Source organism: Amycolatopsis sp. cg13, assembly GCF_041346965.1.
Lineage (GTDB): Bacteria > Actinomycetota > Actinomycetes > Mycobacteriales > Pseudonocardiaceae > Amycolatopsis.
In genome coordinates this window covers 9,239,192-9,263,933 of sequence record NZ_CP166848.1, presented here as the reverse complement: position 1 = coordinate 9,263,933, position 24,742 = coordinate 9,239,192, and the positions used below count along the sequence as shown (strand labels likewise).

Here is a 24,742-nt window from a genome sequence, read left to right as displayed (position 1 = left end):
CCTTAGGTATCATTTTCGAGACCGGCCGGAACCGCCTCGCGCGATCCCGGTGAGCCAACTGTATACCTAACTTAGGTATCTAATCAAGGAGCCCGCGATGTCCGCCGTCCCTTCCCTGCTCCGGGACCTGCTGCCCCGGCTGAACGAGCTGAGCGGGTCGCTGCGCCGGGGCAAGCTGTTCGAGCGCGCGGTCGAGGCCACCGGGCTGCCGCTGGAACGGCCGGCGATGACCGTGCTCGGCATCCTGCACATCGAGGACGCGCCGCTGCGGGTCGGCGAGATCGCGAACCGGATGAACGTCGTCGGGCCGCACGTGACGCGGCAGGTGCAGGGGCTGGAAAGCCGCGGGCTGGTGCGGCGCGTGGCCGACCCGGACGACCAGCGGGCCCGGCTGATCGAGCTGACCGCGGAAGGAAAAGCCGCGGCCGAACGCTACATCGGCGTCATCGAAGACTGGTTCGCCGGCGCGATGAGCGACTGGACAGCGGAAGACCGCCAGCTCCTCGACCGGCTGGTGACCCGGCTGGTCGAGGACCTGACGGCCCGGTTGTCCGATTTGGACTGAAGCGGTTTTACCGCGACAGCCGCAGGAACTCCTGCTGCTCGCGGTCGTAGCGCTGGGTCAGGCCGTTTCCGTAGCGGTCCCACCAGTTCTGCGTGTGCCCGTTCTGGCGGGTGGTCGTGTCGCCGTAGATCTCGCGGTCGTACTCGATCCGGGCGTCGTGGAACTGCTGCTGGAATTCCTGCGGCGACAGGCCGCGCAGCTGCTGCACCGCGGCCGGATCGAGGGTGCGCGCGCTCTGCACGATGTCCGCGCCGCCCATGTGGTTCAGGATCGCCCGGACGCCGCCCGCGCCGCGCATGTGCGCGCCGGACATGATCGCGGCCTGCGTGCCCGCGTCGGAGAACTCCAGCGCCCCGGCGTGGCGCGCGTTCGCGGTCATCAGCTGCGCGACCACGGCGTGCTCCTCGGCGCTGCCGATGCCGTACTGCTGGCGGGCGGCCATGATCTGGTCGTAGCCGTTGTGCATGTTCCGCCGGAAGCCGTACGCCTCCGGCACTCCGCCCTGTTCGCCGGTCGCGCCCTCGGACCGCATGATCGAATCGACGACCCGCTCGTCCAGCTGCTGCGGTGCGGCACCCCCAGCAGCCGCACCGCCGCCGCCGGCCGCCCCGGCTCCTCCCCCACCTGTTCCGCCGCCGTAGCCCTGTGCCACCGCGGTGTCGGCGTCGGCGTAGTTCTGCGCCGCGTGCTGGACTTTGCCGTTGACCTGTTCGATCAGCTTCACGAAGTCGCCGAGCGACGAGACGAGTTTCGACTGCAGCAAGGTGTTCGCCGCGGCGACCCCGCTGCCGATGCCCGCGAACGACAAAGCGTCGATCACGAGCGTCTCGAGGTCGCGCACGGCCGAGAACGCCGCTGAGCCGAGGCCTTCCACGTTCTTCACGATCGCCGACACCTCGGCCGGCAGCACCCGGTAGGTTCCCGCTGTCATGCCAGTGACCATCGCGCACCGGCCCCGCCGCGCCCACGGCCGAATTACCCACTTTCGAATGGGATCGATTCCTTGCCCGCTGGGTACCTGGGCGGCATGGAGTCCGACGAGGACCGGCACGACCGGACCGACCACGAGATCGAGCTGCTCGCCGAGCGGCTCTGGGCCTGGTCCCGCGAACCGGCCGACGACCAGGCGCCCGACCTCGGGCCGCTCGCCGCCGCCGGTTTCGAAGTGACCGGCCGCACCGCCGCGTACGGCGCCGGACGCCCGCGCGTCGCCCTGCTGCTCCCTTCCGACCGGCTTCGCGAATTCGGGCACAACCTCGTCTCCGCGGCGGTGCTCGGCGCGGCACTCGCCACCGTGCGGACGCTGCAATCCGGTTCCGTCGTCGTCACCGACCGCCCCGCCGACGAGATCGACGCGGTGCTGACTTTCCAGCCCGGTGTGCACACCTGGGCCGCCGCGCCGCTCGCCGCGCGGACCGAACTGCGGGTGACCGTGCACGGGAATTCCGGCCCAGCGCCCGAGGACAGCACCGACGCGGTCGCCTCGCTGGTGCAGGTCTTCACCGCGATCGCCGCGCTGCGGGCCCGGCTTCCCGCGGGTGCGACGGTGCAGGGAATCGTGACGCACGGCGGGGAATCCACCGACGTGGTGCCCGATTTCGCCGAAGCCCGCTTCGGGTTGCGCGCGCCGGATTCGGAGGCGCTCGGCCGGGTGGTCACCGAGGTGACCGCTGCTGCTGAAGGCGCCGCGATGGCGACTGGGACCAAGGCGAACGTCGAACGGTTCGGCCCGATTCACGCGCGGTTCCAGGACAATCCGGTGCTGTCCGGGCATTTCGCCCGGCATCTCGCGGCGTGCGGGATCCACGCGTCCCCTTCAGGTGCGGCGGCGGTGCCCGGGCGGGCCGAGGTGGGCGACTTGAGCGTGCGGATGCCGACGATCCATCCGTCGGTCGCGCTCCACGATCCGGTGCGCGCGGTCGGCAGCCGGGCGTTCGCCGAGGCGACCGGCTCGCCGCGAGCCCGGACAGTGCTGCTCGCGACCGCGTCGGCGCTGGCGCGGACCGCGTCGGACCTTCTCGCACACCCCGCGCTGGTGCGGCAGGCCTGGGACAATTTCGCCGATCGCGCGCGCCGGAGTGGCTAGAGTTCCCGGCATGGGGACGACTGACCTATCGCTGCCGGACGGCCGGAATCTTCGAGTGCACGACAGCGGGGGCGACGGCTTTCCGCTGGTGTGGCACCACGGAACTCCGCAGTCCGGCCGCCTGCTGTCGCCCGTGGTGGAGGCCGCCGCCGCGCGACGTTTTCGGGTGGTTTCCTACGGCCGACCTGGGTACGGCGGGTCCACCCCTCACGTCGGGCGAACCGTGGGCTCGGCTGCCGAGGACGTGCGACAGCTGGCGGAGGCACTGGACCTGCCGCGTTTCGCGGTGCTGGGCGCGTCCGGCGGCGGTCCGCACGCGCTGGCCTGCGCCGCGGGATTGCCGGATCGGGTGACGGCCGCGGTGTCGCTCGCCGGTTTGGCGCCGTACTCCGAGGACTACGACTGGTACGGCGGGATGGTCGATGACAGCTCGTTGCGCGCCGCCCGCAAAGGCCGGGAAACCCGGCTGCAGCACGGAGAAACGCAAGAATTCGACCCGACAAGCTTCACCGACGCGGACTGGATCGCGCTGCGCGGCACGTGGGGCCCGCTGGGTCAGGACGCCGGTGCTTCCGGTGACGTGGCCGCCGAAGCCGACGACGACCTCGCGTACGTGAGGCCGTGGGGATTTTCGGCTGCCGACGTGCGGGTTCCGGTGCTGCTGGTGCACGGCGGGGAGGATCAGATCGTCCCGGTCAGCCACAGCGAATGGCTCGTGCGGAATCTCCCGGACGCCGAGCTGTGGCTGCGTCCGCGCGACGGGCACATCTCGGTGCTGAACGCGCTGCCGACCGCGCTCGACTGGCTGCGCAACCTCCTCGACCGCTGACCGCCGCCAGCTGTCCGTGAAGGGAACCCCACGGACTCTGAATCCCAATGTCAGGAACTTAAGCTGCGTCGCTTCAGCCAGTTGCCCGTCCACAAAGGACACTGGCGCGGTCGAAACGCCCGGTTGATGCACATATGACCGGTTCTTCCGGTGCGTGAGGGGAACCCTGAGGGAATCTGATTCCCTCAGGGTTCCCCTCACGTACGACAACCCAGCCTCCGTCGCCCGCACCGGCCCCTCGGCAAGAAACTCCCAGGCCCGCCAGCCGCTACGGCCTGCGCAGACCCGTCTCAACCCCACCCCGAGCGACGTCTCAAGTCACTGCCCTTGACTCTGAGCCCCTCAGCGTTCCCCTCGCGGACAGCTGGGCGGGAACTCGCGCGCGGCCGGTTATCGTGTCAGGCATGAGCAACGTCGAGACCGACCCGGCCGAACTAGCGTGCGGCGGCGACCCCGTCGACCCCGGCAAAGTCGAGGTCCTCGACGCCCGCTCGGTGCCCCTCGGCGGCCCGCGGGCCATGCCGGTCCGCCGCACCCTGCCGCAACGGCAGCGCTCGCTGATCGGCGCGTGGTGCTTCGCCGACCACTACGGCCCCGACGACACCTCCGTCAGCGGCGGCATGTCCGTCGGCCCGCACCCGCACACCGGCCTGCAAACGGTGAGCTGGCTGTTCACCGGCGAAATCGAACACCGCGACAGCCTCGGCTCCCACGCGATGGTCCGTCCCGGCGAACTCAACCTGATGACCGGCGGCCACGGCATCTGCCACGAAGAAGTGTCGACGCCGGAAACCACGACGCTGCACGGAGTCCAACTGTGGGTCGCGCTCCCCGACGAGCACCGCCACACCGCCCGCGACTTCCAGCATTACGCGCCACCGGCCACCGAACTCGACGGAGCCACCGCCCGCGTCTTCCTCGGCACCCTTGCCGGAGAAACCTCGCCGGTGAAGACGTTCACTCCCTTGCTGGGCGCGGAAATCGTCCTCGAGCCGGGCGCGGAGCTCAGCCTCGACGCGGACCCGTCCTTCGAGCACGGTGTCCTGCTAGACACCGGAGAAGTCACCTTCGCGGGCACCCCGCTGCAGCAAGCTCAACTTGGCTACCTCGGCATCGGCGCGACCACACTCCGCCTGCACAACCCCGGCTCCTCCCCGGCGCGGGTGATCGTGCTCGGCGGCCCGCCGTTCGGCGAGGAGATCCTGATGTGGTGGAACTTCGTCGGCCGCAGCCACGACGAGATCGCCGAGTACCGCGAGGCGTGGGAAGCGAACTCCGACCAGTTCGGCGCGATCGACCCGTACCCCGGCGGCCCGGCGCGGCTGCCCGCTCCCCCGATGCCCGCGGTGCGGATCAAACCGCGCCGCAACCCCTCGTGACGCCTTAACGAGACTCCCCGTCGCGCAACCGATTCCGCGCCCCGGACGGGTCGAAATTCACCCGCCGGAGCGGCCCAGCCGCCAGCAACACCACCGCCACCGCACTCAACGCCGCCAGCACCAGCGCCGCCACGAACCGAGCCGGAACCGACGTCGCCGACGCCAGCACCACATACCCGCCCAGCACCACCACCGTCGGGCCGAGCAACGCGACCCCGGTCAGCACCACCGGAACCCGCCCGCCATCCGGACGCCGAGCCGAGACGACCGCCGCGCCCGCCGACACCACCGCGGCCACCAGCAGGCACGCGCCGACGGTGTCCGACAGGCGATGCCAGCTCAGCGCGACGGTCGCCGCGGCCACCCAGGCGACGCCGGGCGCACCCACGGCGAGCACCCAGGTCCGGAACCGCGCGGGCAGCACCACGGCCAGCGCCAGCAGCACGGCGGTCGCCGCGCTCACGTGCCCGCTCGGAAAGCTGTTGTGGTGCGGGGCTCCGGCCGAGCCGACGTCCGGCCGGTCGAGCAGATAGATCTTGAGCAGTTGCGCGGCGGCCAGCGGCAGCAAGTACAGCACCAGCGCGGTCACCCCGAGCGCGAACCGCTTGCGCAGCACGGCGAGCGCCACGATGACGATCCCGGCCGCGCCGAACACCTCGACCCCGTCGATCCCGGCCAGCGGGCGCGCCCAGTCCACAGTGGACCGCGGAAGGTTCTGCGCGAAGCGGACGACCCCGTCTTCGGCGCGCTGCCCGGCCTCGGTCCGCACGAACAGCAGGTAGGCGACGACGAACGCGCCCGCGAACCCGATCGCGGCCGCGACCAGCACGGCGGTCCGCGAACGCCGTCGAGGGGCGAGCGCGTGCCGGGGCGCGGAGAGGGGCACGGTCGGCGTTTCAGGAGTCAGCACTGCCATGCCTTCGAGACTGGCCGCGGGATTTCGGGATCTCGTCAGAGCTGTGTCATGGTTTCGCTACAAGATCCGCCCGGCTCGCGCGAATCCGCGGGTGTTCCGAATAATGGCCCCTGTGGCTGTGGTGTTGGTGATCGAGGACGACGCGTCCGTCCGCGAGGGCATGGAGCTGGCGCTGCGCCGTCAAGGACACACGGTGCACACCGCCGCGACCGGCGAGGACGGCGTCGCGCAGCTGCGTGAACGCGCGCCGGACCTCGTGGTGCTCGACCTGATGCTGCCCGGCATCGACGGGTTCGAGACGTGCCGCCGGATCCGTGCGCTCGGCCAGGTGCCGATCATCATGCTCACCGCGCGCAGCGATGATTTCGACATTGTCGCCGGGCTCGAAGCGGGCGCGGACGACTACGTCGTGAAGCCGATCGAACCGCGCGTGCTCGACGCCCGCATCCGCGCGGTGCTGCGGCGCACCGCCCCCGAACCCGGTGCCGCCGGCCCCGAACAGCACGGCGACCTGGTGATCGACCGGGCCGGGATGCTGGTGCGCAAGCACGGCGAGCAGGTCTCGCTCACGCCGACCGAACTGAAGCTGCTGCTGGAGATCTCGCGCACGCCAGGCCAGGTGTACAGCCGCAGCCAGCTGCTCGCCTCGGTGTGGGGGCACGACTACCTCGGCGATTCCCGCCTGGTCGACGCGTGCGTGCAGCGGCTGCGCGCGAAGATCGAGGACGTTCCGGCGCGACCGGACCACGTGCAGACCGTGCGCGGCTTCGGCTACCGGTTCGGCCGCTCGTGAGGCGGGCCACGCCGTGAAGCGGCTTCGGTCGTGGGTGTCCGGGCTGCGCCTGCGGCTGGTGCTGGCGTTCGCGGCGATGACGCTGGTCGGCGCGGGCGCGGCGGCCGGCGCGAGCTACGTGTCCGCGCGCAACACGATCCTGGCCGGCGTGCAGGACCCGGCGATGGTGCAGCTGCGCGACGAGGTCAGGACGTACCTGCCGCAGCTGACGCTTCCGCCCGACCAGCGGCAGCTCGACAACATGGCGAGTTCGCTCAAGGGCGTCACGACCGTGGTGTTCGGGTCGCTGCATTCGCGCGTCGGGCTGAATCCGGCGGAAATACCCGCCGGGCTGCGCACCGCGGTCGCGGGCGGGACCAATGTCCAGTTCCAGCGGGTCGTCGAGGGCGGGCGGCCGGTGCTCTACATCGGGATGCCGCTGCTGCGCTACGGCGCGGCGCAAGGGGAACACACCGGGATCGAGGTCTACAAAACGGTCCCGCTGACCACCCAGCAGGCCGCGATCGACCAGCTGGCGACGCGCGCGTGGCAGATGACCGCGCTGGCCCTGCCGATCGCGGTCGCGCTGGCGCTGCTGGCCGCGCGCCAGGTGCTGCAGCCGGTGCGCGCGCTGAATTCGGCGGCCCGCAAACTCGGCGGCGGACAGCTCGACGTGCGCCTGCCCGCCAAGGGTTCCGACGAGCTGGCCCAGCTGGTCACCACGTTCAACCACACCGCGGCGGAGCTGGAACGCACCGTCGGTTCGCTGCGCGAGATGGAGGCCGACGCGCGCCGGTTCGTCGCGGACGTCTCGCACGAACTGCGCACCCCGCTGGCGGCGATGAACGTGGTCACCGACGTCCTCGACGAGGACGCCGACCAGCTGCCCACGGACACCGCCGTGGCCGCGCGGCTGGTGTCGTCCGAAACGCGCCGGCTGACCCGGCTCGTGCAGGACCTGGTCGAGATCTCCCGCTTCGACGCCGGACGGGCCGAGCTGCGCGTCGAGGAGGTCGACCTGGCCGAGGCCGTGAAGAACACCCTCGCCGCACGGGGCTGGACCGACTCCGTCGCGGCCGACCTGCCGACCATCACCGTGCCCGCGGATCCCCGACGGCTCGACCTGGTCATCGCCAATCTCGTCGGCAACGCCCTGCACCACGGCGCGCCGCCGGTCGAAATCGAGCTGAGCACCGACGACGCGACCGTCTCCCTGGCGGTCACCGACCACGGCCCGGGGATCCCCGAGGAGGTCCTGCCCAAGGTGTTCGACCGCTTCGCCAAAGCGGACACGTCACGGGCCCGGTCCGACGGCAGCGGCCTCGGATTGTCGATCGCGCGGGAAAACGCCCGGCTGCACGGCGGCGACATCGAAGCGGAAAACACCGGCGATGGGGCTCGGTTCACGCTCCGGCTGCCCCGCACCGCAAAGGAGGAGCGATGAAATTTCCCCGGCTCTTTCTCGCGCTGATTTCGGTCTTGCTCCTGGTCGGCTGCGGCATCCAGCCGACCGGGGTGATCCCCGCCGGGGAAGCGCCCGGCGGATTCCAGCTGGGCACACCGCGTCCGCAAATCACGCTCTACTTCGTCTACGCGGGACAGCTCAGCCCGGTGCAGCGCGCCTGGGCGAGGGACGCGACCCCCACGACGGTGCTCACGGAACTGTTCGGCGGCCCGACACGCGTCGAAGAACAAGAGGGCTTCTACTCGATGCTCTCCCCCGGCCGGCACGTCACGGTCGACACCTCGACCCAGCCGGTGACCGTGACCGTCTCCGAATCCATGAAGGCGCTGTACCCGATCGGTCTCCAGCAGGTGGTCTGCACCGTGTCCGCGTCGCTGGCGGCGTCCGGACAGCCGGTCGGCACGGGAATCACCGTCGTGGCCTCGGACACCAAGCTCGAATCCCTGTACTGCAACTAGTCTTTCTTCTTGGGCAAGAACCCGTACACGACCCGGTCGACGGTCGCCAGGACCACTTCGGTCGCGCTGCTTCCGTCCGGCAGCTGCCGCAACGCCGCCTCCAACGCGCCCAGCACCGCCCCGGTCAACGCCACCGCCTCGACCCGGTCCAGCTGCGGCTTGCAGGTCTCGTAGAGCTTCTCCGCCCACCGATCGCCCACCACTGCGTTGCGCAGCAGGTATCCGGCGCGCAACGCGGGCACCGCGGCGAGCAGCCGGGTGCGCACCTCCGTGAGCGGATGGTCCAGCGGAAAACTCCACGCATCAGCCGTCGCCAGCGCGTGCACGGTCCTGGTCACCAGCTCGGCAACCTGCTCGCCGGGTTCCGCCGCGGCGAACACCCCGTCCACGACCTCGTCGTAAAGATGCTGGTCAGCGAAGACGACGTCCTCTTTGGTAGCGAAGTAGTTGAAGAACGTCGCCGGGGAAACCTTCGCCCGCGCGGAGATCTCGGCGACGGTCGTGCCGTCGTAGCCCTGCTCGTCGAACAACGTGAGCGCGGCCTCGATCAGCGCCTGGCGGGTCCGCCGCTTCTTCTCTTCCCGCAACCCGGTCATGGCGTGAATCTTAGCGTTACTCTAAACTTAGAGTGTCTCTAAGATTGGAGGACCGATGGAACGGACCGGATGCGTGGTCGCCGGGGGCGGACCGGCCGGCGTGATGCTGGGCCTGCTGCTGGCGCGGGCCGGGGTCGAGGTGGTGGTGCTGGAGAAGCACCGCGACTTCCTGCGGGACTTCCGCGGCGACACCGTGCACCCGTCGACGCTGCGACTGCTGGACGAACTGGGTCTCGGCCCCCAGTTCGCCGCCCTGTCCCGTTCGGTCCTGGAACGGATGAAAATGGACATCGGCGGGGAGACCGTGATAGCCGCCGACTTCAGCAAACTGCGCGGCCCGCACCGGCACATCGCGATGGTCCCCCAAGCCGAATTCCTCGGCTTGCTGGCCGAAGCCGGTGCCGCCGAACCGAAATTCTCCCTGCGCATGGGCGCTTCCGTCGTTTCGCTGCTCCGCGAAGGCGGCCGCGTCACCGGAGTCCGCTACCGCGACGACACCGGCGCCGTCCACGAACTCGCCGCCCCGCTCACGGTCGGCTGCGACGGCCGCTGGTCGACGGTGCGCCACGAACTCGGCCTCGCACTGCGGGAGTCGGAGGTCCCGATGGACGTCTGGCAGGTGCGGGTGCCGAAAGCCGAACCGGGCGAACCGGGGGTGTTCGCCCGGTTCGGCCCCGGATACGCCTCGGTGACCATGGACCGCGGCGATTACTACCAAACTTCGTACCTCATCCCCCGCGGCTCTGATGCTTCGCTACGTTCCGGCCCGATCTCCGAATTCCGCGCGCGACTGGGCGAGTTGTTCGGCTGGACGCCCGCGCAACTGTCCGCCGTACGCTCGTGGGACGACGTGAAGCTGCTCGAAGTAACGATGGGCCTCCTGCCGCGCTGGCACGCACCCGGCGCGTTGTGCATCGGGGACGCAGCACACCCGATGTCGCCGGTGGGCGGTGTCGGAGTGAACCTCGCCGTGCAGGACGCCGTCGCCACCGCCCGACTTCTCGCGGAACCGTTGCGGCGCGGAAAGGTCCCGGTGTCGCGCCTGGCCGCCGTACGCCGCCGCCGCTTGCTGCCGACGGTCGCGGTGCAGTCCAGCCAGCGGGGCGAGCATGGAATGCTGCTGCGTCCCGCACTCGACGGAACCCTGGACCGCTTGCCCGCACCGATGCGTGCGCTGCAACGTTTTCCGGCGCTTTCCGGGGTTACGGCTTATCTGGGCGGGGTCGGGCTACGGCCGGAGCATGCACCTGCTTTCGCTCGGCGGTCTACTGTGGACAGTTACGCGGGTTGAGGTTTCTCGCCGGGGCCGTGCCGCGGTCTGCGACACAGCCCCGGACTCACCACTCGTCGAGGCGGTGTAGGTCGGAGAATGTGTCCGGAGCGCTAGCCGATTCCTCGGGTTCACCGCTCCAAGCCAGCATCGGTTCGGAACGCGCTCCGGCCTCAGCTGGTCCGGCACCAGAAAGCTGTGCTGGACCAGCTGGGCCTCACAACACCGGAGAACCGTGCTGGACCAGCTGGGGCCCCACGGCACCGCTGACGGCCTTCCCTCGCCGCCTCGGCTTCAATGCCCGCCTAAGCGCCGACCTTCACCACCACGCGGCCCGGTTACGCCGGATAAGCCCGCACCAACCGAGCGTCCTGCAAGGCCCGGGCCCACCATTCGAGCTGGTCGAGCAACGCCTTCGCCGCAGCCTCCACACTCGGGTCGACCGGTTCGCCGTCCTCCCCGAACCGGCCGTGCGCTCCGTGGAAGCTCACGGTCTCGCGGATGGTCACCGCGTGCAGCTCGGCGAAGACCGGGCGAAGATGCTCGACCGCGCGCAGCCCGCCGGAAATCCCGCCATAGGACACGAAAGCGACCGGCTTGGCGTGCCATTCGCCGCGGAACCAGTCGAGGACGTTCTTGAGCGCGGCCGGGTAACTGTGGTTGTACTCCGGCGTGACCACGACGAACGCGTCCGCCGCCTCGAGCCGGGCGGCGACGGGCGCGGCCCCCTCGCCGTTCATCGCGAGCGGCAACGAGATCTCGGCGACGTCGATGACGTCGACCTCGAACCCGCCGTGCCGGTCCGCCTGGCGGGTGAACCAGCGCACGACCGTGGGGGCGAACCGCCCTTCCCTGGCGCTGCCGACGAGCACAGCGAGCCGGACGGGAGCTTCGGACACGTTATTCTCCTTTTCCCGGGGCGGAACAGGTTTCCCGCCTCCGGAAGGAGTCTCGAACTTCAAGCTCCCTTTAAGTCAAGCTATGCTGAGCGCATGGCGAAGACGGAGCTGCCCGAACTGACCGTGGGCGAACTCTCCCACCGCAGCGGCGTACCAGCGTCGGCCCTGCGGTTCTACGAGGACGAACAGCTGATCCGCAGCAGGCGCACCGCGGGCAACCAGCGCCGCTACCGCCGCGACACCCTGCGGCGGGTCACGTTCATCCGCATGTCGCAGCGGGTGGGCATGCCGCTGGCGCAGATCCGCGAGGTGCTGGCCCTCCTGCCGGACGACCGGACCCCGACCCGCGCGGACTGGTCCCGCATCTCGTCCTGCTGGCGCTCCGACCTTGACCAGCGCATCCGCCAGCTGGAACAACTCCGGGACCAGCTGAACGACTGCATCGGCTGCGGCTGCATGTCCCTGGCCAAATGCCGCCTGGCCAACCCCAACGACCAACTGGGCCAAGACGGCCCCGGCCCGCGCCGCCTGCCGGACCACCGGGGAACGGGATACGAGTGAGCCCTCGCGGCGCCTGAGTTGACGGCTGCGCGGCTGCGCGGCTGCGCACCATGCGAGACCGCGCCAGTTTCGCCAACCCAGCGTTGCAACGGCTTGCCAGCCCGCACAAACAGTGCACATGTCCGCAACAGGCCGGGCTACCCGCGCACCTAGCCTGACTCTCGCCGCGCAGGCAGCAGCCGCTGCCATGCGCGGCCTGCCCATCGCAGAACGCACCATCTCGCCTACCGACGACAGTCCGCCAGCTCTCCACTGTCCGCAGCCAAGCCGCCGTCCGGGCAGGGCCGGTCATTTGCCCGATACGTCAGTCACTCCGCCACAGTCATCCCAATAGCAACCCCCTCACATACGCGGCCTGTCCGGCATGTTGGAGGTCATCAGACAGCACGCTGACCAGCCGGACTCCCAGCGTCACCGGCGGGTTCCAGGCTTCGTCGACCACGCGGTCCAGCGCCGTCCCGTTCAGGCCGGTCACCCAGGACACCGTGTGCTCGTGCACGGCGTCGTAGTAGCCCGTGAGCAAATCCGGCGACTCCGGGCGCACCTGGGCGACGTCCTCGCTGCTGTGCCCGTAGCCGATGTCCCCGGCCGGGAACGGCAGGTCGAATTTCTCGCGCCAGTCCGCTGCCGTCCAGAGCTGGTCGGTGCCCGCGACGTCGGCGACGTGGTCGTCTTGCACCCGTGCCAGATGCCAGACCAGCCAGCCGATCGAGTTGGCCTCCGGGCCGGGGCGCGCCGCCAGTTGCTCCGCGGTCAGCCCGTCGACTGCCTGGTGCACCACTTCCCGCACCCGGCCGAATCCGTCCACGAGCAGATCGGCCACATTCATCTCGCGCTCCTCCTCCGTCGTCGTGCGCTTGCCTCGATCATGCCTCGAAGATCCGGCTCTGCCCAGCGTCGTGACTCCCAGGGGCGCGAGGGGTCCACTCGCACCCGCCGAACCGGCTTCAGCACGGGAAAATCCGCTCATCACCCGCGGTGACCGCGACCGTCCACTTCGGACCTGACAGTATCGTCCGGTGTCGGGTAAAATCCGGCGCGAAAGCGGATCTGCACGCCGACGACGCGAACGGAGGGCCCCGTGGCGATCACCGCGCCCCGCGCCCTGCCCGGCTTCGACAACATCGCCGGGATCGCGATTCCCGCCTGGGCCGGCATGGTGATCACCGCCGCCTGCGCGGTCTCGGCGATAGTCGTTCTGCTGGTGATCCTGCGCAACCGGCGCAAGTAGTCCACGCGGCGATATCTGCTGGATCTCAAGCGAGACAGTGCGGAATCCGACTGATGGCTACGTGTCCATCCGCGTGAACAGGCTGGTGATCACGTGGTCCTTGGCCGGTCCGGTCACGACCCATTCCTGTTCCCACCGGCGATCGTCGAGCACGCGGTACGCACCTCGGTACCAGTCGGCGGCACACGGGTGATCGGCCGTCCACTCCCCGGTCGCCAGGTCCACATCGTGGAAGAACCCGCCGTGGTCGAAGTGCACCGCGGCGCGGGAGCCTCCGACCGGCCGGTAGTGCAGCGTCCGGACGAACGGTCCGCGATGCGCTCCGAGCTGCAGCTCTCCCGACTCGCGGTAGACGAGCACCCCGTCGTCCGAGGTAAACGTCGCGCGGCCGCTCGCCTCGCCCATCGGCGCCCCGTCAACATCGACGATTTCGCGCGCGAGCTGCCATTCGCCCGAGAAGTACCCGGTCAGGTCATTGATCGGAAAAGCCACGGATCCCATTGTGCGCCTCCGCACCGAACGCGAACGGCACTGGTACGACCGACTCGGCACGGTCTGTCACGAGGGTGGCGTGAAGGGTCCCGTCATCCTGGCTGTCACCAGTCGCCATGCTGTTCACCCTGCGCGACCGGACCCGTCGCGACGCCGGAAAACGGCCGGTGCGATGGGGACTCTCGCGCCGAACCCGGCGGGGCAGGCTCGCCCGGACGGCCCGCCGCCCTAGAATCGGCCGCGTGGCGCACCCCGATCTGGCCGAGCAGGCCACCCGTTCCCCCGCTCTCGAGACCTTGCAGCGCGTCTTCGGCTACGACGCGTTCCGCGGCGACCAGGCGGAGATCGTCGAGCACGTGATCTCCGGCGGCGACGCGCTGGTGCTCATGCCCACCGGCGGCGGGAAATCGCTGTGCTACCAGATCCCAGCGCTGGTGCGGCCGGGCGTCGGCGTGGTGATCTCGCCGCTCATCGCGCTGATGCAGGACCAGGTCGACGCGCTGCGCAACGTCGGCGTGCGCGCCGGATTCCTCAACTCCACGCAGGATTTCGCGCAGCGGCAGGAGGTGGAGGACGCGTTCGTCGCGGGCGAACTCGACCTGCTCTACCTCGCACCCGAACGGCTGTCGGTCGAATCCACCGTGCGCCTGCTCGACCGCGGCAAAATCGCGCTGTTCGCGATCGACGAGGCGCACTGCGTCTCCCAGTGGGGCCACGATTTCCGGCCCGACTACCTGATGCTCTCGTCGCTGCACGAACGCTGGCCGGACGTGCCCCGGATCGCGCTCACCGCCACCGCGACCGAGGCCACGCACAAGGAAATCTCGCAGCGGCTCGGCCTGGACGACGCGAAGCATTTCGTCGCGAGCTTCGACCGGCCGAACATCCAATACCGGATCGTGCCGAAGAACTCGCCGCAGAAGCAGCTGCTCGACCTCCTGCGCACCGAGCACCAAGGCGACGCCGGGATCGTCTACTGCCTGTCCCGCGCGTCGGTGGAGAAAACGGCGAACTTCCTGGTGCAGAACGGAATCCCGGCACTGCCCTACCACGCCGGGCTCGACAAGTCGACCCGCGCGGCGAACCAGGCGAGGTTCCTGCGCGAGGAAGGGCTCGTCGTCGTCGCCACGATCGCGTTCGGCATGGGCATCGACAAACCGGACGTCCGGTTTGTCGCGCACCTTGACCTGCCGAAGTCGGTGGAAGGCTACTACCAGGAAACCGGCCGCGCGGGCCGCGACGGGCAACCGTCCACCGCATGGCTCGCCTACGGGCTGCAAGACGTGGTGCAGCTGCGCAAAATGATCGACAACTCCGAGGGCGACGAGATGCACCGTCGTCTGCAAGCCCAGCACCTGAACGCGATGCTGGGACTGTGCGAGACAGTCGAATGCCGGCGGACGCAGATTCTCGCGTACTTCGGGCAGTCCGGCCAGCCGTGCGGGAACTGCGACACCTGCCTCACCCCGCCGGAACGCTGGGACGGCACCATTCCCGCACAGAAGCTGCTGTCCACAGTGGTCCGTCTGCGCAACGAACGGCGGCAGAGTTTCGGCGCCGGTCAGATCATCGACATCCTGCTCGGCAAAACGACTCCGAAGGTCACCCAGTTCCAGCACGACACGCTCAAGGTCTTCGGCATCGGCACCGAACTGCGCGAACAGGAATGGCGTGCGGTAGTGCGGCAACTGCTGGCGCGCAACCTGCTTGCGGTAGAAGGAGATTACGGGTCGCTGGTGCTGACCGAAGGTTCGACCGCGGTCCTGAACGGCTCCCAAGAAGTACAGCTGCGCCGCGAACCCGAACGCCCGGCGCGCGCCCCGCGAACGTCCCGCCGCACACCGGCGGCCGCTCCGGTCGACATGCCCGCGGAAGCGGCCCCGATCTTCGAGCGCCTGCGCGCCTGGCGCGGGGCCACGGCGAAGGAACAGGGCGTCCCGGCGTACGTGATCTTCCACGACGCCACGCTGCGCCAAATCGCCACGCTGATGCCGACAACGCTCGACGCCCTCGGCACGGTGAGCGGAGTGGGCGAGAGCAAGCTGGCCAAGTACGGGGAGGGAGTGCTGGCGACGCTGGCCGAGGAGTGAGGTCGGGGCGGAGCTGGGGTCAGCTGCTTGGCTAGGAACTCCGGCCGAGGAACGGCCCCTGGACGGAACTGGGGTCGGCTGCCTCGCCGGGAACGCCGCCGAGAAACGACCCAGGGACCGAACTGGAGTCGGCTCCCTGGCCAGGAACGCTCGGCGAAGAACGACCCCAGGACCGTGCTGGAGTCAGCCGCCTCGCCAGGAACGCTCGCCGAAAAGTGACCTCGGGGCGGCGAAGCTGGGCCGACTGCCTCGCCAGGAACGCCCGCTGAGAAACGACCCAGGGACCGAACTGAAGTCAGCCACCTGACCAGGAACACTCGCAGAAGAGCGACCCCGGGACCGAACTGAGGTCAGCTTCCCAGACAGGAACTTCCGTCTGGCCCGGGTTGCCCGGCCAGGGGCATTCGCCGGGGAGCGACGTCGGAACCGAGCCGGGGTCGGCCGCCTCGCCGGGAACGCCGCCGAGGCACTCACCGTCGTGCTCGAGAGAGTCGACGCGTCCGCCTCAACGACAGCGCGATCATCACCGCCGAACCGAAGCTCAACAGCCACGAGGTGCTCTCCCTGATCGGCTCGGACGGGCACGGCCGCGCGCGCTTCCTGCACAACGGAGCCGCCGCCTACCGGGTCAAGTAATCCGATCCGGGTTGGCGGCCACAGGCAGCGCGGACAGCGTCACTCAGCAGTCCGCGGGCGCGTCGTATCCGCGACCTTCCGCACCGCCCCCGAGATCTGCGCGTGGTACCGGCCGTTGGTTTTCTCGTCCACGAAACGCGCCGCCTTGCCCACGGCCTCGTTGACCTTCTGCGGGTTGTTCCGCACGTACGACACCGCACCCGCGGCGCCGGCCAGCACGGTGAGTTTCTTCATCAAAGCCATCGCACAAAGTCCCTTCCCCTGCGGAAACCTCCGTCACCTACCCCAACGTCGCCCGACCCCCGCGGGTTCCCGGCGAAACCTGGATGACAGGCGGCGCGCGCGGCAGGCATGATCCACGCGTGCGCGACCTTTCCGCTCTTCCCAAGGTGCATCTCCACGTCCATCTCGAGAGCACGATCCGTCCCGGCACGCTCAAGGAACTCGCGGACGTCCACGGCATCCAGCTGCCCGAGAAGCCCGAAGCGTTCGAAGGGTTCCGGGCGTTCGCCGATCGCAACAGTCTCACTCGATCGTGCCTCCAAACAACCGAAGATTTCGAGCGGATCGCGCGCGAGTTCTGTGCGGACGAAGCCGCTCAGGGGACCCGGTATGTCGAGGTCACGTTCACGGCTGCCTCGCACGGGGAGCGGGTCGGGGATCTTGAGCTTCCCCTCAATGCGGTCCTTAAAGGACTCTCGGAGAGCGGGAAAGAGCATGGGCTGCAATGGAAGCTGATCCTCGACCACTCGCGGCGACGGTCGATCGAGCGCGCCGAGAAGACGCTGGAGCTGGCCAAACGGCACGAAGAGATCATCGGGATCGGCATGGCTGGCGAGGAAAAGCACTCGCTCGCTCCGTTCCGGGAGGTGTTCGACCGGGCGCGGGAGGCGGGGCTGCACCTCATTCACCACGCGGGCGAGGACGCGGGGCCGGACAGTATCCGCGAGGCGATCGAAATCGGCGGAGCCGAGCGGATTGGCCACGGAATCCGCATTCTGGAGGACCCGGAGCTGACCGCTCAGACTGCGGAGAGCGGGATCGCGCTTGAGGTGTGCCCCTCGTCGAACGTCGTGCTCGGGCTGGTTCCGACGTTCCCGGAACATCCGCTGCCGCAGTTGGTCGAGGCGGGCCTCAGGGTCACGCTCAACACGGATATCCCGGACGTCACGGGCACCACGATCACTGACGAATTCACCCGTGTGCGTGAGGTTTTCGGTTACGACGACACGACATTAGCTAAACTGGCAAGCAACGCCGTGACTGCATCGTTCGCATCTGAAGAGACCAAGGCATTGCTGCATAAAGAGATTGACGGCTGGCTTAAGTCGGCAGAAGGCGCGTGACCAGCACGCCCAACTGCTGAGCGGTCCGGCATTCGTGCATCTCCACCAGTTCCGCGTAGTCCGGCGCGGCTGAATCACCGTTTCCCCACAGGGATTGGCGTTCAGGGTTCAGCCAGTGGACGTGCCGCGCGCGGGAGCCGATCGCGCGGACGGCGTCGAGGTTCGGGTCGCCGCCGTTCGTCCGGGCGTCGCCGAGGATGAGGACCGATGTTCGCGGGCCGACGGCGTCCAGCCAATGAGCGGTGAACTGGCCTAGCGCGCGGCCGTAGTCGCTGTGGCCGTCCCAGCGGACTACCGCGGCCTCGCTGAGCATGCGCGCGCCCAGTTGTTCGGGATCCGCGGCACCGGTGTCGACTAGGTGCGTCACCTCGTCGGTGCTGTCGACGAAACCGAAAACGCGGATCTTGCTGAACTGGTCCCGCAACGCTTGCACCAGCAGCATCGTGAAGTTCGCGAAACCCGCCACCGAACCGGAAAGGTCGCACAGGAGGATGATTTCCGGGCGGCCGGGGCGGCGGTGCCGGTAGGCTGGCCGCAAGGGCACGCCGCCAGTAGAGAGTGAACGACGCAGCGTTCGGCGCAAGTCGATCTGACCGCGAGTGGTGCGTTTGCGGCGCGCGGCAAGTCTGGTGGCGAGTTTGCGGGACAGCGGCTGGATGGTGCGCCGCAGTTCGGCCAATTGCGTGCGGCTGGCGATGAGGAAGTCGACGCGGTCCGCGGCAGGGGCGATCGCGTGCTTGGCGATCCGTTCGCGGCCCCGAAGTTCGGCGGCTCGGCGGCGCGCTTCGGTACGCACCCGGCCGCGGAAACCCTCCACGCGGCGGCGGATTTCGTCGCGGGTGAGCCGGTCGGTGAACTCGTCCGGAGTGCCGGCGGCACGCATCGCGGCGAGAACCTGGGCGATGAGCGTCTGCGGCTGCAGGCGGTCCAGCGTCTGGTGCGCGGAGTAACCGCCGCCCGGGCCGGTTCCGACGCCGTATTGGCCGAGCAGGTCCACGGCGATTCCGGCGAGCTGGTCCAACGCCTGGTCGTCGCCTTCGGCCAACGCGGCGGCGAGCGCTTCCCGCAGTTCCTCCCGGTCCTGCGGCGGGTTCTCGCGGGCCAACTCGGGCGCACCAATGCCAGCTGGGAAGTACAGGTCGAAGGCGGCGTCGAACACCGACCGCTGCCCGCCCCGGCGGACCAGCGCGGCGGCGAGCCCTTCGCGGACCAGTTCGCGGTCGTCCAGGCCGAGGACCTCCAGCGCGGCCGCCGCGTCGGCCGTCTCGCCCGGACCGGCTGGGATGCCTTGCGCCCGCAAGGCCCGCACGAACTCGGCGAGCCGTCCGGTCAGGCCCGGCGCGACGGTCATGACGCGTCCAGCACCTGGTCGAGACTCAGCCCGGCCCCGGCCTTCGCGATGTCGTCCTGATGCTTCAGCACGACGCCGAGGCTTTCGCGCACCACGCGCTCGTCGAGCGCGCCCGCGCCCAGCTCCAGCAGCGTGCGCGCCCAGTCGACGGTCTCCGCCACCGACGGCAGTTTCCGCAGGTCCATCGCCCGCAACGCGGCGATCACCCGCACCACCGAATCGGCCAGCGCGGCCTCGATGCCGGGCACCTTCAGCCGGACGATCTCGCGTTCGAGGTCCTCGTCCGGGAAATCGATGTGCAGGAACAGGCACCGCCGCCGCAGCGCCTCGGACAGCTCGCGCGTCGCGTTCGACGTCAGCACCACGAACGGCTGCTGCGTCGCGGTGATCGTGCCGAGTTCGGGCACGGTCACCTGGAAATCGCCGAGCACCTCCAGCAGCAGGCCCTCGATCTCGACGTCGGCCTTGTCCGTTTCGTCGATCAGCAGCACGGTCGACTCAGTGCCGGAGATCGCGGTGAGCAGCGGGCGGCGCAGCAGGAATTCCTCGCCGAAGATGTCGGTGCGCGCCTCGTCCCACGTCTCGTCGCGGCCCGCGGTGATCCGCAGCAGCTGCTTCGCGTGGTTCCACTCGTAGAGCGCACGGGCCTCGTCGATGCCCTCGTAGCACTGCAACCGCACCAGCCGCGAGCCGGTGACCTCGGCGACCGCCGTGGCCAGCGCGGTCTTGCCGACCCCCGCCGGCCCCTCGACCAGCAGCGGTTTCCCGAGCCGGTCGGCGAGGAACACCGTGGTCGCGACCGCGGTCGACGCGAGGTACCCGGCCTCGGCCAGCTGCGCCGACACATCGTCGACGGACGAGAAAAACCCGGTGCCCACGTCGCCTCCTAAGCGTTCGCTCACCCGCACTGTACTGGGCGGTCGCCACCGAAGACGTCCCGGCGACCAGACATCGGATCTAAGCCCAGGCACCCGACTCAAGAGCGCCGCGAAGTCGGGCATTCCTCCGACGTATGCCGAGCATCGGAAACGTCGTCACGGCAGGCTGGGAATGACCTGGTCCACCAACTGTTTCGCGACCGCGCAGGACCCTTCGTTGCCCACGGATCGATCGAGATACCAGACGTGCACCGCCGCGTCAGTGCCGGAAATCTGGACCTGATACCGGCATCCGCCGCCGCCTTTCGCGGTGTCCTTCCGGACGTCGTGCCCGCCCTGGACGCTCGACTCGCTGTGCCCGCTCCAGTCCTCCGCCTCGGCCAGGTCCAGAGTCGCGGCCAGGTCGCCGCCGGTCAGTTTGCCGCGCGGCGGGTTCCATTCGGTGCGGCAGCCGCCTACGCCTCCCGTCACCGCGGCGGGAGTGGACGCCGTCAGCTTGTACTCGCTCCGCCGCAGGTCGATCGGCGTGCCCCGCGCGGCAGTCGTCAGCAACTTGCAGGCGTCCGTTCTCGCGAACACCTCCGACGGACCGGCACCGCTGCATCCCGCCGCCGAAACGACGACAGCCAACCCCAGAGCCACCCGCCTGATCATGGCCACGCATAGTACGGAGCCAGATGGGATGTCGCGCATGAAACCGGGCTTTGCCCCGCTACCCGGATGTCACTCACCGTGCGCGGACACCTCGCGGGCTAGCATCGCGGCGTGACTTACGTTGCCGCAGACCACCGTTACGATTCGATGCCCTACCGCCGTTGCGGGCGCAGCGGGCTGAAGCTGCCCGCGATCTCGCTCGGACTGTGGCACAACTTCGGGAACGACCGCCCGCTCACCACTCAGCGCGACATCGTCCGGCGCGCCTTCGACCTGGGCATCACGCACTTCGACCTGGCCAACAACTACGGCCCGCCTTACGGCAGCGCCGAGGAGAACTTCGGCCGGTTGCTGGCGAGCGACCTGAAGCCCTACCGCGACGAGCTGATCATCTCGACGAAGGCCGGCTACGACATGTGGCCCGGGCCGTACGGCGAGTGGGGTTCGCGGAAGTACCTGCTGGCCAGCCTCGACCAGTCGCTCGGGCGGATGGGGCTGGACTACGTCGACATCTTCTACTCGCACCGCTTCGACCCGGAAACACCGCTCGAGGAGACCGTCGGCGCGCTCGACCGGGCGGTTCGGTCGGGCAAGGCGTTGTACGTCGGGATCTCGTCCTACAACTCCGCGCGGACCGCTGAGGCCGCGCAAATGCTGCGGGATTTGGGCACGCCGCTGCTGATTCACCAGCCGTCGTACTCGATGTTCAACCGCTGGACCGAAACTGACGACCTGCTCGGGACTTTGGAGCAGGCCGGGGCCGGGTGCATCGCGTTTTCGCCGCTGGCACAGGGATTGCTGACGAACAAGTACCTTTCCGGGGTCCCGTCGGATTCCCGGGCGGCGCAGGGGAAGTCGCTGAACCCGGACACGATCACCGAGGAGAAGCTCGGCAAGATCCGGGCGCTGGGCGAGATCGCCGAGCGACGCGGGCAGACTTTGGCGCAGCTGGCGCTGGCCTGGGCGCTGCGGGATCCGCGGATGACGTCGCTGGTGATCGGGGCCAGCAGTGTGGCGCAACTGGAGGACAACGTGGCCGCGCTGGACAACCTTTCGTTCACCGCGGAGGAGCTGGCCGAGATCGACCAGCACGCCACCGAAGAAAACATCAACATCTGGAAGCGGTCCTCGGACGGATGACCCGGCGCGGCCGGAGGTTCGGGCTACCCGAGCCTCCGGCCGAACTCGCCGTAGACCGTCTCGCCGGCCAGAAACGCTTGGTGCGCCAGGGAAATTCGCCGCGCCTTCGACGGCCGCAATTGGGGCCGCGCGACCTCAAGGCCGAGGAACTCGAACCGGCTCACTTCGTCCGAGGCCAGACGGATGGCGCCGATCTGCTCGCGGCTCAGCACACCGCCGTCGAAGATGAACTGCAGGCTGTCCCGCCAGACGCCGTGCGTGGGCAGCCAATCGACGACGAGCAGGCGTCCGACCGGCACGTCGATGCCGAGTTCTTCGCGGACCTCGCGACGACACGCCGCCAGCGGTGACTCGTCGTCTTCGACCAGGCCGCCCGGAATCTCCAGGAACGGCTTGTAGGTCGGAGAGACGAACAGGATCCGACCGTGTTCGTCTCGCGCGAGCACTCCGGCGGCCGCGTTCTTGCGCGGAAACCGGGCGGCGATGCCGGGATTGAACTCGGCTTCCGGCTCGCCCTCGTCCCGAAGATCGGCCGCGAAAACGGCATCGTCGCCGCAGTGGCTGGCCGGGTTGCCGGTCATGATCAGCCCCGGGCCGCGCGGATCGTCTCCGCCGCCCACTTCGCCCAATCCCGTTCCATCGCCGCGTATCGCTTGCCCCATTCCAGGGCCAGGCGGCCGTAAAGCGACGGATCGCTGTCATCCCAATCGACCGAGGCTTCCAGCGTCGCCAGCTCGTCGACCAGTCCCTTCGCGAAGGCGCCGTGCCTGCCAAGGAACCCCCGCGCCTCCTCCGGCGTGACCTCGCCGAGGAAGTACACCCGCAGCAGCATCTCGTTCCGCCGCGCAGCAGGCGGCCGCTCCTCCAGCAGCCACTTGCGCAATTCCGACCGTCCGGCGTCGGTGATCGCATACTCCTTGCGTCCGCGCGGCCCCTCGGCGGACACCTCGATCAGGTCGGCGTCCTCCAGCTTGCCCAGTTCCCCGTACAGCTGGCTCTGCGTGGCCGTCCAGACGCTCGACATCGCCGTTTCGAAGCGTTTCAGCAGGTCGTAGCCGCTTCCGGGAGCGCTGGCGAGCAGCCCCAGCACCGCGTGTCGCAAGGTCATGCCCCCACCTTACCTTCCACTATTGACATGTCCAGCCAGGACCTTCTACCTTTGACATGTCACCACAGGAACGTGAGCGAGGGGCACCCGATGAACTACCTGAAGAGCTTCCTTCCGTGGATCGCCTTCGCGGTCGTGTCCACGCAGGCCGACTGGCGGTGGTCCGGCCTGACCGGATTGGTGCTCGCTGGCGGACTCCTCGCGCTGGAACGCCGGCGCGGCAAGGGCTGGGACACGCTGTTCATCGAGGTCTCCGCGGTCGTCTTCTTCGCGGCGCTCTCGATCTGGTCGTTCAGCGATCCGGCCTCGCCGCTCAGGGATTACGTCGGCGCGCTTACCGATCTCTGGCTGGCGGTGACCGCCTGGGGTTCGCTCGCCGCGAAACGGCCGTTCACGCTCGGGATCGCGAAAACCATGGTTCCGCCGGAAATCGCCGCCACCGCTGTGTTTCGCCGGGTCAATGTCGTCATCACCGCAGTGTGGGCGGCCAGCTTCACGGTCGCCGGGATCGCCGAAGCCGTTCTGCTGCATTCCGCACCGCACGCCACTGTCGGTTTGATCATCATCAAGGTGCTCGGCTTCGCGATCCCGATCGCATTCACCATTCGCTACCCGCGCATCGTCCGGGCCCGCGCCCAGAAAGCGAATCAATGACCACCACTGATTTCCACCTCAAAGGCCATTACGCCCCCGTCCACGACGAACTCACCGCCTACGACCTGCCCGTCACCGGAGCGCTGCCGCCGGAACTCAACGGCTGGTACCTGCGCAACGGGCCGAACCCGCGACAGGACAGCGCGCATTGGTTCACCGGCGACGGAATGGTGCACGGCGTCCGGCTCGAAAACGGCCGCGCGGCTTGGTATCGCAACCGCTGGGTGCGCACCGAAAGCTTCGATATCCCGAATCCGGCGCTCTACAACGCCGACGGAACGCGAAACCTGAGATGGAGCGTCGCCAACACCCATGTCGTCAACCACGCGGGACGCACGCTCGCGCTCGTGGAATCCTCGCTGCCGTACGAAATAACCACGGATCTCGACACCGTCGGCGTCTACGATTTCGACGGCAAGCTCGCTGATGCGATGACCGCACATCCCAAGATCTGCCCGGAAACCGGCGAACTGCATTTCTTCGGCTACGGCAGCATCACCGCCCCGCACGTGAGCTATTACCGTGCCGACGCCGCCGGGGAACTCGTGCTGCGGCAGCCGATCGACGTGCCCGGCCTGACGATGATGCATGATTTCGCACTCACCCGGCGGCACGTCGTGTTCTTCGACCTGCCAGTGGTGTTCGAGCGCGGAACCGACGGCGGCATGCCGTTCCGCTGGAGCGACACGTACGGCGCGCGCCTCGGTCTGCTCAGCCGCGAGCGCCCGGAGGGCGGCGTGCGCTGGTTCGAGATCGACCCCTGCTACGTCTTCCACACCCTCAACGCGCACGACACCGCCGACGGCCGGATCGTGGTGCACGTCGTGCGGTACGAGCATCTGTCCAAGCCGGGCATCCCGGATCCGAAGGGCGTGCTGTGGCGGTGGACGATCGACCCGCGCGCGGGCACGGTGACCGAAGATCTGCTCGACGACCGCGACGGCGAGTTTCCCCGCATCGACGACCGGCTCGCCGGGCTCGACGCCCGGTTCGGGCACGTCACCGGACGGCACGGTCCGGAAGGTCCGCTCGTGCTCCGCCGCTATGACCTGCACACCAACGCCGCGCGCGAGCATCTGTTCCCGGAGGGACACATCCCCGGCGAGGCGGTGTTCGTCCCGGCCGACGATCGTCCGGACGGGGCGGGCTGGCTGCTCACCTACGTCTACGACGGACCGAACGACCGCAGCGACCTGGTGGTGCTCGACGCGCAGGACATCGAAGCGGCCCCGGTCGCGACGGTCCATCTGCCGGGCCGCGTGCCAGCCGGGTTCCACGGCAATTGGCTGCCCGACGCCTGATCCGGTCAACTAGCGGACGGCAAACTCTGCGTGCCCTCCCGGGTTCCGTCCGCCGAGCCCGTATC

Annotated in this window: 27 protein-coding genes; 15 read left to right on the top strand and 12 right to left on the bottom strand. The window is 69.1% G+C overall.

Going from position 1 to position 24,742, the window contains the following annotated elements:
• The first annotated feature begins 97 nt into the window (after window positions 1–97).
• Complete coding sequence (locus AB5I40_RS43355) at window positions 98–565, top strand: MarR family winged helix-turn-helix transcriptional regulator (RefSeq protein WP_370935988.1); 468 nt, start codon at window positions 98–100, stop codon at window positions 563–565.
• Between the two features lie 7 nt (window positions 566–572).
• Here the strand turns inward: AB5I40_RS43355 and AB5I40_RS43350 are convergent, their stop codons facing one another.
• Window positions 573–1,496 carry a hypothetical protein gene (locus tag AB5I40_RS43350; RefSeq protein WP_370935987.1) on the bottom strand — a complete coding sequence of 308 codons (924 nt, stop codon included), beginning with the start codon at window positions 1,494–1,496 and terminating at the stop codon, window positions 573–575.
• 72 nt (window positions 1,497–1,568) lie between these two features.
• Between AB5I40_RS43350 and AB5I40_RS43345 the strand changes: the two genes are divergently transcribed.
• The 3 genes from AB5I40_RS43345 to AB5I40_RS43335 all read left to right on the top strand — a co-directional run bounded on the left by AB5I40_RS43345 (window position 1,569) and on the right by AB5I40_RS43335 (window position 4,859).
• Complete coding sequence (locus AB5I40_RS43345; RefSeq protein WP_370935986.1) at window positions 1,569–2,651, top strand: peptidase dimerization domain-containing protein; 1,083 nt, start codon at window positions 1,569–1,571, stop codon at window positions 2,649–2,651.
• Between the two features lie 10 nt (window positions 2,652–2,661).
• Complete coding sequence (locus tag AB5I40_RS43340) at window positions 2,662–3,480, top strand: alpha/beta fold hydrolase (RefSeq protein WP_370935985.1); 819 nt, start codon at window positions 2,662–2,664, stop codon at window positions 3,478–3,480.
• Between the two features lie 404 nt (window positions 3,481–3,884).
• Window positions 3,885–4,859 carry a pirin family protein gene (locus AB5I40_RS43335; protein WP_370935984.1) on the top strand — a complete coding sequence of 325 codons (975 nt, stop codon included), beginning with the start codon at window positions 3,885–3,887 and terminating at the stop codon, window positions 4,857–4,859.
• Window positions 4,860–4,863: 4 nt separating this feature from the next.
• Here the strand turns inward: AB5I40_RS43335 and AB5I40_RS43330 are convergent, their stop codons facing one another.
• Window positions 4,864–5,775, bottom strand: a complete 912-nt coding sequence (locus AB5I40_RS43330; protein ID WP_370935983.1) for a phosphatase PAP2 family protein — start codon at window positions 5,773–5,775, stop codon at window positions 4,864–4,866.
• Between the two features lie 112 nt (window positions 5,776–5,887).
• Between AB5I40_RS43330 and AB5I40_RS43325 the strand changes: the two genes are divergently transcribed.
• The 3 genes from AB5I40_RS43325 (at window position 5,888) to AB5I40_RS43315 (ending at window position 8,470) form a co-directional block, all read left to right on the top strand.
• Window positions 5,888–6,568, top strand: a complete 681-nt coding sequence (locus tag AB5I40_RS43325; RefSeq protein ID WP_370935982.1) for a response regulator — start codon at window positions 5,888–5,890, stop codon at window positions 6,566–6,568.
• A gap of 76 nt (window positions 6,569–6,644) precedes the next feature.
• Window positions 6,645–7,991 carry an ATP-binding protein gene (locus AB5I40_RS43320; RefSeq protein WP_370940721.1) on the top strand — a complete coding sequence of 449 codons (1,347 nt, stop codon included), beginning with the start codon at window positions 6,645–6,647 and terminating at the stop codon, window positions 7,989–7,991.
• Entirely contained in the window at window positions 7,988–8,470 is a 483-nt protein-coding gene (locus AB5I40_RS43315; protein WP_370935981.1) for a hypothetical protein, read from the top strand. The genes AB5I40_RS43320 and AB5I40_RS43315 overlap by 4 nt, the downstream gene beginning before the upstream one ends.
• Here the strand turns inward: AB5I40_RS43315 and AB5I40_RS43310 are convergent.
• Entirely contained in the window at window positions 8,467–9,066 is a 600-nt protein-coding gene (locus AB5I40_RS43310; protein ID WP_370935980.1) for a TetR/AcrR family transcriptional regulator, read from the bottom strand. The two genes, AB5I40_RS43315 and AB5I40_RS43310, sit on opposite strands and share 4 nt — an antisense overlap.
• Before the next feature lie 55 nt (window positions 9,067–9,121).
• Here AB5I40_RS43310 and AB5I40_RS43305 point away from each other — a divergent pair, with 55 nt between their 5' ends.
• Window positions 9,122–10,357, top strand: coding sequence for an FAD-dependent oxidoreductase (locus tag AB5I40_RS43305; RefSeq protein ID WP_370935979.1), 1,236 nt, complete (start codon window positions 9,122–9,124; stop codon window positions 10,355–10,357).
• 317 nt (window positions 10,358–10,674) lie between these two features.
• Here AB5I40_RS43305 and AB5I40_RS43300 read toward each other — a convergent pair whose 3' ends face one another.
• Window positions 10,675–11,235 carry an NADPH-dependent FMN reductase gene (locus AB5I40_RS43300; protein WP_370935978.1) on the bottom strand — a complete coding sequence of 187 codons (561 nt, stop codon included), beginning with the start codon at window positions 11,233–11,235 and terminating at the stop codon, window positions 10,675–10,677.
• A gap of 93 nt (window positions 11,236–11,328) precedes the next feature.
• On the opposite strand from AB5I40_RS43300, the gene soxR reads away from it, so the two are divergent.
• Window positions 11,329–11,796 carry a redox-sensitive transcriptional activator SoxR gene (gene soxR, locus AB5I40_RS43295; RefSeq protein ID WP_354748882.1) on the top strand — a complete coding sequence of 156 codons (468 nt, stop codon included), beginning with the start codon at window positions 11,329–11,331 and terminating at the stop codon, window positions 11,794–11,796.
• 322 nt (window positions 11,797–12,118) lie between these two features.
• On the opposite strand, the gene AB5I40_RS43290 is transcribed toward soxR, so the two are convergent.
• Window positions 12,119–12,625 carry a DUF664 domain-containing protein gene (locus AB5I40_RS43290; RefSeq protein WP_370935977.1) on the bottom strand — a complete coding sequence of 169 codons (507 nt, stop codon included), beginning with the start codon at window positions 12,623–12,625 and terminating at the stop codon, window positions 12,119–12,121.
• Between the two features lie 252 nt (window positions 12,626–12,877).
• Here AB5I40_RS43290 and AB5I40_RS43285 point away from each other — a divergent pair, with 252 nt between their 5' ends.
• Entirely contained in the window at window positions 12,878–13,027 is a 150-nt protein-coding gene (locus AB5I40_RS43285; protein ID WP_344284989.1) for a hypothetical protein, read from the top strand.
• A 57-nt stretch (window positions 13,028–13,084) separates the two neighbouring features.
• On the opposite strand, the gene AB5I40_RS43280 is transcribed toward AB5I40_RS43285, so the two are convergent.
• Window positions 13,085–13,519, bottom strand: a complete 435-nt coding sequence (locus AB5I40_RS43280) for a DUF6314 family protein (RefSeq protein WP_370935976.1) — start codon at window positions 13,517–13,519, stop codon at window positions 13,085–13,087.
• Between the two features lie 242 nt (window positions 13,520–13,761).
• On the opposite strand from AB5I40_RS43280, the gene recQ reads away from it, so the two are divergent.
• On the top strand, window positions 13,762–15,609 hold the full coding sequence (gene recQ, locus AB5I40_RS43275) for a DNA helicase RecQ (RefSeq protein ID WP_370935975.1): 1,848 nt from the start codon (window positions 13,762–13,764) through the stop codon (window positions 15,607–15,609).
• Window positions 15,610–16,284: 675 nt separating this feature from the next.
• Here recQ and AB5I40_RS43270 read toward each other — a convergent pair.
• Window positions 16,285–16,488, bottom strand: coding sequence for an antitoxin (locus tag AB5I40_RS43270; protein WP_354748874.1), 204 nt, complete (start codon window positions 16,486–16,488; stop codon window positions 16,285–16,287).
• A 119-nt stretch (window positions 16,489–16,607) separates the two neighbouring features.
• Here AB5I40_RS43270 and add point away from each other — a divergent pair, with 119 nt between their 5' ends.
• A complete protein-coding gene (gene add / locus AB5I40_RS43265) occupies window positions 16,608–17,591 on the top strand; it encodes an adenosine deaminase (protein WP_370935974.1) in 984 nt (327 codons plus the stop codon).
• Here the strand turns inward: add and AB5I40_RS43260 are convergent.
• The 3 genes from AB5I40_RS43260 to AB5I40_RS43250 form a co-directional block, all read right to left on the bottom strand.
• Window positions 17,569–18,942 carry a VWA domain-containing protein gene (locus AB5I40_RS43260; protein ID WP_370935973.1) on the bottom strand — a complete coding sequence of 458 codons (1,374 nt, stop codon included), beginning with the start codon at window positions 18,940–18,942 and terminating at the stop codon, window positions 17,569–17,571. The two genes, add and AB5I40_RS43260, sit on opposite strands and share 23 nt — an antisense overlap.
• Window positions 18,939–19,820, bottom strand: a complete 882-nt coding sequence (locus AB5I40_RS43255; RefSeq protein ID WP_344284971.1) for a MoxR family ATPase — start codon at window positions 19,818–19,820, stop codon at window positions 18,939–18,941. The genes AB5I40_RS43260 and AB5I40_RS43255 overlap by 4 nt, the downstream gene beginning before the upstream one ends.
• A gap of 156 nt (window positions 19,821–19,976) precedes the next feature.
• Window positions 19,977–20,474, bottom strand: a complete 498-nt coding sequence (locus tag AB5I40_RS43250) for a hypothetical protein (RefSeq protein WP_370935972.1) — start codon at window positions 20,472–20,474, stop codon at window positions 19,977–19,979.
• 111 nt (window positions 20,475–20,585) lie between these two features.
• Between AB5I40_RS43250 and mgrA the strand changes: the two genes are divergently transcribed.
• Complete coding sequence (gene mgrA, locus AB5I40_RS43245; protein WP_370935971.1) at window positions 20,586–21,614, top strand: L-glyceraldehyde 3-phosphate reductase; 1,029 nt, start codon at window positions 20,586–20,588, stop codon at window positions 21,612–21,614.
• A gap of 23 nt (window positions 21,615–21,637) precedes the next feature.
• Here mgrA and AB5I40_RS43240 read toward each other — a convergent pair whose 3' ends face one another.
• Window positions 21,638–22,234 carry an NUDIX domain-containing protein gene (locus tag AB5I40_RS43240; RefSeq protein ID WP_370940720.1) on the bottom strand — a complete coding sequence of 199 codons (597 nt, stop codon included), beginning with the start codon at window positions 22,232–22,234 and terminating at the stop codon, window positions 21,638–21,640.
• Window positions 22,198–22,722, bottom strand: a complete 525-nt coding sequence (locus tag AB5I40_RS43235; RefSeq protein WP_370935970.1) for a PadR family transcriptional regulator — start codon at window positions 22,720–22,722, stop codon at window positions 22,198–22,200. The genes AB5I40_RS43240 and AB5I40_RS43235 overlap by 37 nt, the downstream gene beginning before the upstream one ends.
• A gap of 27 nt (window positions 22,723–22,749) precedes the next feature.
• Here AB5I40_RS43235 and AB5I40_RS43230 point away from each other — a divergent pair, with 27 nt between their 5' ends.
• Complete coding sequence (locus AB5I40_RS43230; RefSeq protein WP_370935969.1) at window positions 22,750–23,376, top strand: hypothetical protein; 627 nt, start codon at window positions 22,750–22,752, stop codon at window positions 23,374–23,376.
• The gene (locus AB5I40_RS43225) at window positions 23,373–24,677 is read left to right on the top strand and encodes a carotenoid oxygenase family protein (RefSeq protein ID WP_370935968.1); all 1,305 of its coding nucleotides are present in this window, start codon (window positions 23,373–23,375) and stop codon (window positions 24,675–24,677) included. The genes AB5I40_RS43230 and AB5I40_RS43225 overlap by 4 nt, the downstream gene beginning before the upstream one ends.
• Window positions 24,678–24,742: the final 65 nt, after the last annotated feature.